8 protein-coding genes and 1 pseudogene are annotated in these 10767 nt (G+C 65.0%); 8 read left to right on the top strand and 1 reads right to left on the bottom strand.

All coding sequences use genetic code 11. The features are described 5' to 3' along the window. From QZ471_RS05140 to QZ471_RS05105, 8 genes and pseudogenes are all read left to right on the top strand, one after another. Nucleotides 1-587 (top strand): annotated as a pseudogene (locus QZ471_RS05140) (4-deoxy-4-formamido-L-arabinose-phosphoundecaprenol deformylase); the annotation flags it as partial. Further along, nucleotides 584-2227, top strand: coding sequence for a phospholipid carrier-dependent glycosyltransferase (locus QZ471_RS05135; RefSeq protein WP_295461443.1), 1644 nt, complete (start codon nt 584-586; stop codon nt 2225-2227). The pseudogene QZ471_RS05140 and the gene QZ471_RS05135, both read left to right, overlap by 4 nt. Next, nucleotides 2224-2565, top strand: coding sequence for an EamA family transporter (locus QZ471_RS05130; RefSeq protein ID WP_295461441.1), 342 nt, complete (start codon nt 2224-2226; stop codon nt 2563-2565). The genes QZ471_RS05135 and QZ471_RS05130 overlap by 4 nt, the downstream gene beginning before the upstream one ends. After that, nucleotides 2562-2963 (top strand): hypothetical protein, encoded by a 402-nt coding sequence (locus tag QZ471_RS05125; RefSeq protein ID WP_295461440.1) that lies wholly within the window; start codon nt 2562-2564, stop codon nt 2961-2963. Before QZ471_RS05130 ends, QZ471_RS05125 begins: the two co-directional genes overlap by 4 nt. Continuing rightward, nucleotides 2960-4312 carry a UDP-glucose/GDP-mannose dehydrogenase family protein gene (locus QZ471_RS05120; protein ID WP_295461438.1) on the top strand — a complete coding sequence of 451 codons (1353 nt, stop codon included), beginning with the start codon at nt 2960-2962 and terminating at the stop codon, nt 4310-4312. Before QZ471_RS05125 ends, QZ471_RS05120 begins: the two co-directional genes overlap by 4 nt. 27 nt (nt 4313-4339) lie before the next feature. Then, the gene (locus QZ471_RS05115; RefSeq protein ID WP_295461436.1) at nt 4340-6013 is read left to right on the top strand and encodes a glycosyltransferase family 39 protein; all 1674 of its coding nucleotides are present in this window, start codon (nt 4340-4342) and stop codon (nt 6011-6013) included. Between the two features lie 15 nt (nt 6014-6028). Continuing rightward, nucleotides 6029-7702 carry a glycosyltransferase family 39 protein gene (locus tag QZ471_RS05110; RefSeq protein WP_295461435.1) on the top strand — a complete coding sequence of 558 codons (1674 nt, stop codon included), beginning with the start codon at nt 6029-6031 and terminating at the stop codon, nt 7700-7702. A gap of 281 nt (nt 7703-7983) precedes the next feature. Continuing rightward, nucleotides 7984-8922, top strand: coding sequence for a choline ABC transporter substrate-binding protein (locus QZ471_RS05105; protein ID WP_295461432.1), 939 nt, complete (start codon nt 7984-7986; stop codon nt 8920-8922). A gap of 141 nt (nt 8923-9063) precedes the next feature. Here the strand turns inward: QZ471_RS05105 and QZ471_RS05100 are convergent, their stop codons facing one another. Then, the gene (locus QZ471_RS05100; RefSeq protein WP_295461431.1) at nt 9064-10692 is read right to left on the bottom strand and encodes a methyl-accepting chemotaxis protein; all 1629 of its coding nucleotides are present in this window, start codon (nt 10690-10692) and stop codon (nt 9064-9066) included. Nucleotides 10693-10767: the final 75 nt, after the last annotated feature.

Here is a 10767-nt window from a genome sequence, read left to right as displayed (position 1 = left end):
GGGGCCACGAGGTCGGGCTGCACGCCTGGGACCACCATGCCTGGCAGGCCCATACCGGCAGCTGGAGCCTGGAACGCCTGGGCGAGGAATTCGGCCGCGGCCTGCACGCCCTGGAAGACATCCTCGGTGCCCAGGTCGACTGCTCCGCCGCCGCCGGCTGGCGCGCCGATCCGCGGGTGGTGCTGGCCAAGGAGGCCTTTGGCCTGCGCTACAACAGCGATTGCCGCGGCAGCGCCCTGTTCCGTCCGCGGCTGAGCAACGGCGGCCACGGCACGCCGCAGATCCCGGTGGACATGCCGACCTTCGACGAGGTGGTCGGTCCGGATCTCGCCGCCGGCGACTGGAACGCCTATCTGCTCAAGCTGTTCCGCCCCAATGCGCTCAACGTCTACACCCTGCATGCCGAGGTGGAAGGCATCGCCTTCGCCGAGGATTTCCGCGCCCTGCTCAAGGCGGCGCGGGAGCAGGACATCCACTTCGGGACCCTAGGCGAACGCCTGCCCGATGATCCACAAGAGCTTCCAGAAGGAAGCGTTGTCCGCGGCAGCCTCGCAGGGCGCCAGGGATGGTTAGGAGTTCAACAATGAGTCGACTGCGTTTGCTGTGCTTGCTGCCCCTCGCGCTCCTGGCGTACGTGCTGCCCCTGAATTGGCGGGGTCTGTGGATTCCGGACGAATCGCGCTACGCGCAGATCGGCCAGGAACTCTGGCGCAGCGGTGACTGGGTGGTGCCGCACTTCCTCGGTTTGCCCTATTTCGAGAAGCCCATCGGCGGCTACTGGACCCAGGCCATCGCCCAGGCCTGGCTGGGTGATTCGCTGCTCAGCGTACGCCTGGTGCCGCTGTTGGCCGGCCTCGCCACCGCGGCCCTCGTCGTCCGCCTGACCCGCCTGATCTGGGGCGACCGTCTCCAGGCGTTGCTGGCCGGCGTGCTCTATCTCTCCTGCCTGGCCGTCTCGGCGTCTTCGACCTATGTGACCCTGGACGCCCAATTCGCCTTCTGGACCACCCTGGCCTTGCTCGCCCTCTGGCAGGCCCAGGCGGCCACGACCCGCAGCGCCGCCCTGGGTAATTGGGCGCTGCTGGGCCTGGCCTGCGGTTGCGGCCTGCTGACCAAGGGCTTTCTCGCCCTGGTGCTGCCGGTGCTGGTGGCACTGCCGTTCTTCCTCTGGCAACGCCGGCTCCTGGAGCTGATCTGCCGCGGCCCCGTGGCGGTCATCGTCGCGGCCCTGGTGGTCGCGCCCTGGGCGTTGCTGGTGGCCCACCGCGATCCGGACTACTGGAATTTCTTCTTCTGGCACGAGCACATCCAGAGATTCGCCAGCGACGACGCCCAGCACGAGCGACCCTTCTGGTTCTATGGGCCGGTGCTGCTGCTGGCCATCCTGCCCTGGGCCGGTCTGCTGCCCCGGACCCTGGGCACGCTCTGGCAGGCACGCAAGCACAGCGGCACGGCTTTCCTGGGACTCGCCTTCGTCAGCCAGCTGATTTTCTTCAGCCTCAGCCGCGGCAAGCTGCCCACCTATCTGCTGCCGGCGATGGCGGCCCTGGTGCCGCTGCTGGCGCGGGTGCTGTTCGACGCCTATCGGGCCGGTCAATGGCGAGCGCTGCGTCTCAACGGCGCCTGCAACCTGCTGCTGGGCATCCTGGGGTTCGGCGCCCTGATGGTGTTCGACGATCGGATCTATGGTGGCCCCGACAACCTGGCCTGGGGACTGGCACTGTTGGCGCCCCTCGGCTTCGTGCTGGCCGGCCTGGGGGCCCTGCTGTGGCCGAAGGAAACCGCCCTGGCCCCAGCCTTGGCCATGTGGTTGGTACTGCCGCTACTCACCGTCGCCCTGCCCAAGGGCCTGGTCTACAACAAGCTGCCCAGCGTCTTCGTCCAGGATCAGCTGCGCAAGTTGCAACCGGCCCACCTGCTGGTCAGTAACGACCTCGGCGCAGCGGCCAGCATGGCTTGGGCGACTCGCCGCTCGGACGTCGTGATCGTCGGCGGCCCAGGCGAGCTGAAGTACGGCTTCGAACGCCGGCCCGACAGCGGTCGCCTGCTGGCTGACGGCGAGCTGCCCGCCTGGATCGAGGAGCACCGCCGCGAAGGCTCCATCGCCGTGCTCTTGCGGATGAGTGGCGACAGTGACGATCGCCTGCTGGCGAGCCTGCCGGCCACCTCGGACAAGGTCGTCAAGGAGCGCCTCGTGCTGCTGGTCTATCCGAGGACCGCGCGGTGACGGCCACGGAAGGGATGCTGATCCTGGCCGTCATCCTGCTCACCAGTGCCAGCCAGTTCGGGCAGAAGAAGGCGGCGAACGCAGGCTCGGGACTCGCCGCTCGCCTGGGCTCGAGGTGGCTATGGTTGGCACTGGCCTGCCTGGGAACCGCCTTGCTGCTCTGGTTCGCGGTGCTGCAGCGCGTCCCGGTCGGCATCGCCTACCCGTTGCTGTCACTCAATATCCTGGCAGTCACGCTCCTCGCCCGTGTGGTGTTCCATGAGCGGATGGGGCCCAGAGCCTGGTGGGGCTGCCTGTGCATCGTGCTGGGTGCCGGGCTGCTGGGTGGCCCGGGGTGAGCAGCCTGATCGCGCTCTTCGCCAGCATCGGGCTGACCTCCGTGGCCCAACTGACCCTGCGCTACGCCTTGGTGCAGTTACCCCCCGTGTCCAGCTGGCCAACTCATCCTGGCGCTCTGCTCAGCACCGCCGGCGTGCAACTGGCGTTCGGCGTGGCCTGCTATGCCCTGTCGATGCTGGCCTGGCTGATCGCCCTGGCAAGGATACCGCTGGGCCGCGCCTACGCCGCCTTGAGTCTTTCCTACGTGCTGGTCCATCTCGGCGCCCTTTGGCTACCGGGCGCCGCCGAATTCACCTCCGCGCGCCCGTTACTGGGCATAGCGCTGATCGTCGTCGGTGTTGCCCTCGTCGGTAGCGACCGCCCTCCTGTCTCCTCCTCTCTCAGGAATACCCTATGAACATCAGCGTATTCGGCATCGGCTATGTCGGCCTGGTGCAGGCCGCCGTACTGGCCGAAGTGGGCCATCAGGTCCTGTGCATGGATATCGACCAGAGCAAGATCGACCGCCTCAAACGCGGGGAAATCACCCTCTACGAGCCAGGTCTCGAAGAGCTGGTGCGCAACAACCTGGCCGACGGCCGGCTGGAATTCACCCACGATGCGGCGACGGCAGTCGCCCATGGCAGCGTTCAGTTCATCGCCGTGGGTACACCCCCGGCCGCGGATGGCTCCGCGGATCTCACGGCCGTCTTCGCCGTGGCCGAGAGCATCGCTCGGCTGCGCCGGGAACACCGGGGCAGCGATCCGCTGCTGGTGGTCAACAAGTCGACCGTCCCGGTGGGCACCGGCGATCGCGTTCGCGCCATCATCGACGAGGTGCTGGCCGAAGAAGGCCGTACCCTGCCCATCGAGGTGGTCTCCAACCCGGAATTCCTCAAGGAAGGCGCGGCCATCGCCGATTGCAAGCGGCCCGACCGGATCGTCGTCGGCACCGATTCGCCCGAGGCGCGCGAGTTGATGCGGGAGCTCTATGCGCCCTTCAACCGTAACCATGATCGCATCCAGTTCATGGATATCCGCAGCGCGGAACTCGCCAAGTACGCCGCCAACAGCCTGCTGGCCACCAAGATCAGCTTCATCAACCAGATCGCCGAAGTGGCCGAGCGCGTAGGGGCCGACATCGAGGCGGTGCGCCTGGCGATAGGCGCCGATCCGCGCATCGGCAGCCACTTCATCTATCCCGGCTGTGGCTACGGCGGCTCCTGCTTCCCCAAGGATCTACAGGCGCTGATCCGCACCGGTGCAGAGCAGGGACTCTCACTGGACCTGCTCCAGGCAGTAGAGGCCATCAACGCCCGGCAGAAATCCAAGCTCTTCGAACGCATCCAGAGTTACTTCAAAGGGGACCTGCAAGGCCGCACCTTCGCCCTCTGGGGCCTGGCCTTCAAGCCGAACACCGACGACATGCGCGACGCGCCGAGCCGGGTGCTGATGGAGGCCCTGTGGGCGGCGGGCGCCCGCGTTCGCGCCTACGACCCGGTAGCCATGGCCGAGGCGCAGCGCCTCTATGGCCACGGCGAACGCCTGGTGCTCATGGGTACGCCCGAGGCCACGCTCGCCGGTGCCGATGCCCTGATCATCTGTACCGAATGGCAGCAGTTCAAGGCACCGGACTTCGACCTCATCCTCCAGCAGTTGCAACAGCCACTGATCTTCGACGGCCGAAATCTCTACGACCCCGAGCGCATGGCCAAGCGCGGATTTGAGTACTTCGCCATTGGTCGCGGTAAGTCCGTCACCGCCTGACACTGCATTTCCTCTGGATAGTGTTTAATGAAAACTCTGCAGTTATCCATCGACACGCCGTTGCTGCGTGGCTCCCGGGGCAAGCTAGGCGTCGAGAGTCTGTTCGTGGTTGTAGCAGCAACCGTGCTGTTTACCCTCGGCATCTGGAACCAAGCCCCTCAAGGCTTCGATGGTCGGTGGGCGGTGTTCCTCAACGAGATGTTCCGCCACGGGCCTTCATTCTTTGCCACCACCTATGGCCAGCCCTACCCCGATTATCCTGGTACAGCGACCTGGCTGAGCTGGCTGGCCGCGAGGGCCATAGGCGCACCCAATCAATTCGCCAACGTACTGCCCACGGCTCTGGCCTCTGCCGGCGTTCTGGGTCTTACGTATCGGATTCTTGCCGACCGTAGCCGGGCCTGGGCGCTGCTCACCGTGCTACTGATCGTGCTGACCCCGCAGTGGCTGGAAAAGGCGCGGGCCGTCTGTCTGGATCAAATCATCGCGCTCGTCGTGCTGGCTTGTTTCTACCTGTTCTACCGCGCTGATCGTGATAACAGCCCCAGGCTTCGTCTGCTCGTTTTTCCTCTTTTCGCACTGGGCTTCGCCCTCCGCGGCCCCTTGGGACTGATCGAGCCCTGCGCCATCGTGAGCGTGTACTGGGTGGTGATCGCCTGGTGTGATCCGCAACACAAACCAGCTGCCTTGCGCGGCCTGATCGGCTATGGCATAGCTGGCCTCGTCCTGCTGGCCGCATGCTGGTGGACATTGATGCAACTGGCCCGGCTGGAAGGAGGTGACACCTTTGCTGCCGAGGTCTGGCAGATGCAGGTCTCAGGACGCCTCGACGAGAGCGGCAAACCGTTCTGGTATTACCTGCAGCTTGGTCTTTACCGCTATCTGCCGGTAATGCCGCTGGCATTGCTGACCCTCCTTGCCTGGCGGCGGGAATTTCTTTTCAGCCCGGACAATGCCGACCGTCGACAGCTGCTGTGGCTTGCTGGGTGCGGGCTGATCATATTACTCGGCTTGTCTGTTCCGCACTTCAAACGCGCTTACTACGTCGTGCCCATGGTGCCCTTCCTGGCTGCAATCGCCGCCTTCGCGCTGATACAGGCAGAGGCACGTCTGCGTCGCATGGAGGTCACCTTTCGCACGCTCGTAGGCCTGCTACCCGTGCTAGCGATCGTGGCGATGTTCGTTTGCCGCCACGTCTGGCAAAAACACGGCTACTGGCCAGACGTATCACTACCGGGCCTTATCATTCTCTTCGCCGGCCTGCAGCTCTTGAGTTTCATGAAATGGCGTAGTCAGTCCGGTACCAAACGTCTGTTGACGCTGAGCGCCCTCGCCTTCACTACCCTCTGGCTGATGCTGGTAGCTGTTATCGAGCCCGCTCAGGATCTGGAATACGAGACGCGGGGATTCGTTACTCAGGTGGAAGGTTTGCGTGAACAGCAGCCGGGACCTCTTGTTTTCTTCGGGCTCGGCCAAGACACCTGGGCTATCCGCTACATCATGAATCTAGATCACGACGAGCAGCCGATCTTCATCACACGCGATCAAAACATGCAGCTGGATGCCCTTCCGGCCGGGTCATGGATCGTGCTAGCCCGGCAAGACAGCGACCTGCTCGCAGGTACAGCCCTAGAAAAACTCAAACCAGTGTTGGAACGCCGCTTGAACGGCAACCCCTGCCTGGTATATCGGCTTCCCTAACCGGGCTCTGCAACAATGAAAGCTCCGAAGATATCCATCGATCCGCCGTCAACGATCTTCTCCCGCGCCAAGCTGGGCAGCGAAAGCCTGCTGGTGTTCGCAGCGGCCGTGCTGCTCTTCACCCTGGGCATCTGGGATCAGGCCCCCCAGGGCTTCGATTACCGCTGGGCGGTGTTCCTGAACGAGATGTTCCGCCACGGCCCCTCGTTCTTCCCCACCACCTACGGGCAGCCCTACCCGGACTATCCCGCTACGGCGACCTGGCTGAGCTGGCTCGCCGCCCGGCTGATCGGCGCGCCGAATCACCTCGCCAACGTGCTGCCCACGGCCCTGGCCTCGGCCGGCGTGTTGAGCCTGACCTACCGCATCCTCGCCGACCGCAGCCGGGCCTGGGCGCTGCTGACGATACTGCTGGTGGTACTGACGCCCCAGTGGCTGGAAAAGGCTCGCGCGGTCTGCCTGGATCAGCTGGTCGCCCTCGTCGTGCTGGCCACCTTCTACCTGTTCTACCGCGCCGACCGTGACCAGCGTCCCGGACTGCGCCTGCTCGTGTTTCCGCTGTTCGTGCTGGGCTTCGCCATCCGCGGGCCCCTGGGGCTGATCGAGCCCTGCGCCATCGTCAGCCTGTATTGGCTGGTGACCGCCTGGTGCGACCCGCAACGCCGGCCGGCGGCGCTCCGCAACCTGATCGGCTATGGCGTGCTGGGGCTCATCCTGCTGGCTGGTTGCTGGTGGACGTTGATGCAGCTGGCCCGCCTGGAGGGCGGTGAGGGCTTCGCCGCCGAGGTCTGGCACATGCAGGTCAGCGGCCGGCTGGACGAAAGCGGCAAACCCTTCTGGTTCTATCTGCAGCTGGGGCTGTACCGCTATCTGCCGGTGATGCCGCTGGCCCTGCTGGCGATGTGGGCCTGGCGGCGCGAACTGCTGTTCGGCCCGGACAGCCCTGAGCGGCGCCACTTGCTGTGGCTTGCCGGCTGCGGTCTGGTGATCCTGGTCGGCCTGTCCATCCCGAATTTCAAGCGGGCTTACTACGTCGTCCCCATGGTGCCCTTCCTGGCCGCGATCGCCGCCTTCGCACTGTTGCAGGCGGCGTCCCGGCTACGCGGGATGGCGCTGGCCTATCGGCTGCTGGTGGGCCTGTTGCCGGGGCTGGCGCTGGTAGCCCTGCTGGTCGGCCAGCATCTCTGGCAGAAACACGGCTATTGGCCCGAGCTGTCGCTGCCCGTTCTTATCCTGTTCTTTGCCGGCCTCCAGCTGCTCAGCCTGCTCAAGTGGCGCAGCCAGCAGGGGGCCAGGCGCCTGTTGACCCTCAGCGCCCTCGCCTTCGCCGCCCTGTGGTCGATGCTGGTGGTGGTGGTCGAGCCGGTTCAGGACCTGGAGTACGACACCCGCGGCTTCGTCACCCAGGTCGAAAACCTGCGCGAGCAGCAGCCCGGTCCCCTGGTGTTCTTCGGCATCGACCGTGATGCCTGGGCGATCCGCTACATGATGAACCTGAAGCACGATGAGCAGCCCCTCTTCGTCGCGCGCGAGCAGAAAGCCCAGTTGGACAGCCTGCCCGCGGGCTCCTGGATAGTGCTCGCCAAGCAGGACCGGGAGTTGCTCGCCGGTACCCGTCTGGAAAAGCTCGAACCGGAGGTGGTACGCCGTCTGAACGGCAACGTCTGCCTGGTCTATCGGTTGCCCTGAGGCTTCTGGCGACGACGGCTGCGCTGGCTCCCAGGCCCCTGTAGGGTCAGGATTCAGCGCAGCCCGGTGCGTTGCCGTCCTACATGGCGCCCATTCGTCCCCAGGCGTCGTGATATCTTCCGACGGCAACAGCTTGTTAACGACATCTTCACCCCTATCGACGACGCATCCCGCATTGGCAGCGACATCGGTGATAGGCGAGGTCGGCCCGGATTTGCTACAAGCTGGCTTCTGCCAATATTAGTTGAACGGTCAATCAATAATCTTTTGGAGAGCTACTCATGAAAGGTGTTTCGCGTCGTTTGCTAGGTATCGCGCTGCTGGCTCCCTTGGCGGTCTTCGCGGCCGAGCCGGAGTCCTGCGGGAAGGTGCGCTTCGCCGATGTGGGCTGGACCGACATCACCGTGACCACGGCGGTGACCAGCGAGATCCTCAAGGCGCTCGGCTACCAGCCCACCACCAACATGATTTCCGTGCCGGTCACCTACAAGTCCATGCAGAACAAGGACATCGACGTCTTTCTCGGCAACTGGATGCCCAGCATGGCGGCCGACATCAAGCCCTATGCCGACAATGGTAGCGTCGAGACCGTCCGCGCCAACCTGGAAGGAGCCAAGTACACCCTGGCCGTGCCCCAGTACGTCTATGACGCCGGGGTGAAGAGCTTCGCCGACATCGCCAAGAACGCCGACAAGTTCGACGGCAAGATCTATGGCATCGAGCCGGGCAACGACGGTAACCGCCTGATACAGGGCATGATCGACAAGAACACCTTCGACCTGGGCAAGTTCAAGCTGGTGGAATCCAGCGAGGCCGGGATGCTGTCCCAGGTGCAGCGCGCCGAGCGGCGCCAGCAGTGGGTGGTCTTCCTCGGCTGGGAACCCCATCCGATGAACACCCGCTTCAAGATGGCCTACCTCTCGGGCGGCGACGACGTCTTCGGCCCCAACTACGGCGGCGCCACCATCTACACCAACGTACGCAAGGGCTATGTGCAGGAATGCCCGAACGTGGGCAAGCTGCTGACCAATCTGTCCTTCACCCTGGACATGGAAAACCAGTTGATGGACAAGGTCCTCAACGAGAAGCAGAACGCCAATGCGGCGGCCAAGGCGTGGCTGAAGGCCCATCCGCAGCAGCTCGACCAGTGGCTGGCCGGCGTCACCAGCCGCGATGGCAAGCCGGCCGCCGAGGTGGTCAAGGCCTCGCTGGCCAAGTAAACCGGCCCTTCACCAGCCTCGCTGCCGGTACCGGGCGAGGCGTTGCCGACAGGCCTTCACCAAGCCCCTCCCGCCTCGCCCGGCCAGCCTGGGCTGAATTCAGCTCAGGCGTTGGCCCCCTCTCCTCCCCAGCCTGCTCCCTCACGCCAACCGGAAGCGCCGCACCAGGGTTTCCAGCTCAGTCGCCAAGCCCGACAACTGCTCACTGGCGCCGACAGTTTGCCGATTGCCATCGCTGGTCTGCACCGAAAGATCGCGGATGCTGATGAGGTTGCGATCCACCTCGCGGGAGACATGGGCCTGCTCTTCAGCTGCGGTGGCGATCTGCAGGTTGCGCTCGTCGATCAGGCGCACGGCCTGGAGAATGGCGCTCAGCGCCGCGCCGGCTTCCTGGGCCACCGCATAGGTCGCCTGGGCCTGGCTGGTGCTGAGCTGCATGGAATCCAGCGCCTGTGCCGAGCCTTGCTGGATCGCCTGAATCATCTGTTCGATCTCGCGGGTCGAGGTCTGGGTGCGGTGTGCCAGCGCCCTTACCTCGTCGGCCACCACTGCGAAGCCACGCCCCTGCTCGCCGGCCCGGGCGGCTTCGATGGCGGCGTTCAGCGCCAGCAGATTGGTCTGTTCGGCGATGGCACCGATCACGCTGAGCACCTGGCTGATGTCCTGCGCCTGCCCGGCCAGCCCCTGGACCTGGACCGAGGTCGACTGCACCTGCTGGGAAAGCCGCTGCATGGCGCCCAGCGCCTCACCGACCTTGGCGTTGCCACTCTCCGCCGCCACGCTGGATTCACGCGCCGCCTGCGAGGTGGACGCCGCGTTGCGGGCCACCTCTTCCACCGCGGCGCTCATCTCGGTAACCGCCGTGGCGGCTTGGTCGATCTCCGCGTTCTGGTGGGTCAGTGTCCGGCTGGCGTCTTCGGTCACCACCTTCATGGTCTGGGCCGTTTCGCTCAGGCGCTGGGATGAGTGCGAGATGCCATGCAGGGTGGCCTTGAGGTTGTCCTGCATCTGCGCCAGGGCGCGCATCAGGCCAGCGGCTTCGTCGGCGCCGCGCGGATCGATCTTGCCGGTCAGCTCGCCCTGGGCGATGGCATTGGCCACAACCAGGGAAGCACCGATCGGCTGGGCCAGGCTATGGGTCAGGCGCCAGGCCAGCAGCAGTGTGGCCAGTACCGCCAGCAGCATGATTGCCAGCACGACGCGCACGCTGTGGTCATAGATTTCCGTCGCGGACTGACCGGCCAGGCGGGCGCCCTCGGCGTTGAAGTCACGCAGTTGGGTGAGCTGCTCCTGATAGGCTTCCGCCCGCTCCCGCTGTTCGCCGTTGGCCAGGCTGAGCGCCTGGTCATGGTCGGTCGTGGCCAGGGCGACGACGCGATCCAGGCCTTCGAGATAGGCCTTCATCTGCGCGGCGGCCCGCTCGAAACTGGCCCGACCTTCAGCCGTAGCGATGAGATGTTCGCGATAGTAGTTCGTCCGCGCGTTCATCACGTCACGATTCTGCTGGATCTGCTGAGTCGCCCTGCTGATGGCGGCACTGTCTTCGGTGGCCAGCAGGCGGATGCTTTCCAAGCGGGTATGCAACAGCGCGATCTGGATATCGTCGGCCGTTTGCACGCTCGCCAGCCACTTGGCCTCCATCGCCTGCTCGGTGGCGCGCAGGGCGCCGAGCTGGATCAGGGCGAAGACGCCCAGCAGGATCACGAACAGGGTAATGGCGCCAAAGCACAGGCTGGCGCGGGGGGCGATACGGAACGAGCGAAGGTTCAAGGCGGGCTCCTCGAGATCGAAAGTCGATCTGCTAGAACCCTTTAATCGACTGACTATTTTCTTTCTTTAGCGCAC

Origin of the sequence: uncultured Pseudomonas sp. (assembly GCF_913774235.1) — a bacterium.
Classification (GTDB): domain Bacteria; phylum Pseudomonadota; class Gammaproteobacteria; order Pseudomonadales; family Pseudomonadaceae; genus Chryseomonas.
The sequence above is the reverse complement of the archived record's forward strand: the minus strand, read 5'-3'. Positions and strand labels throughout refer to the sequence as shown.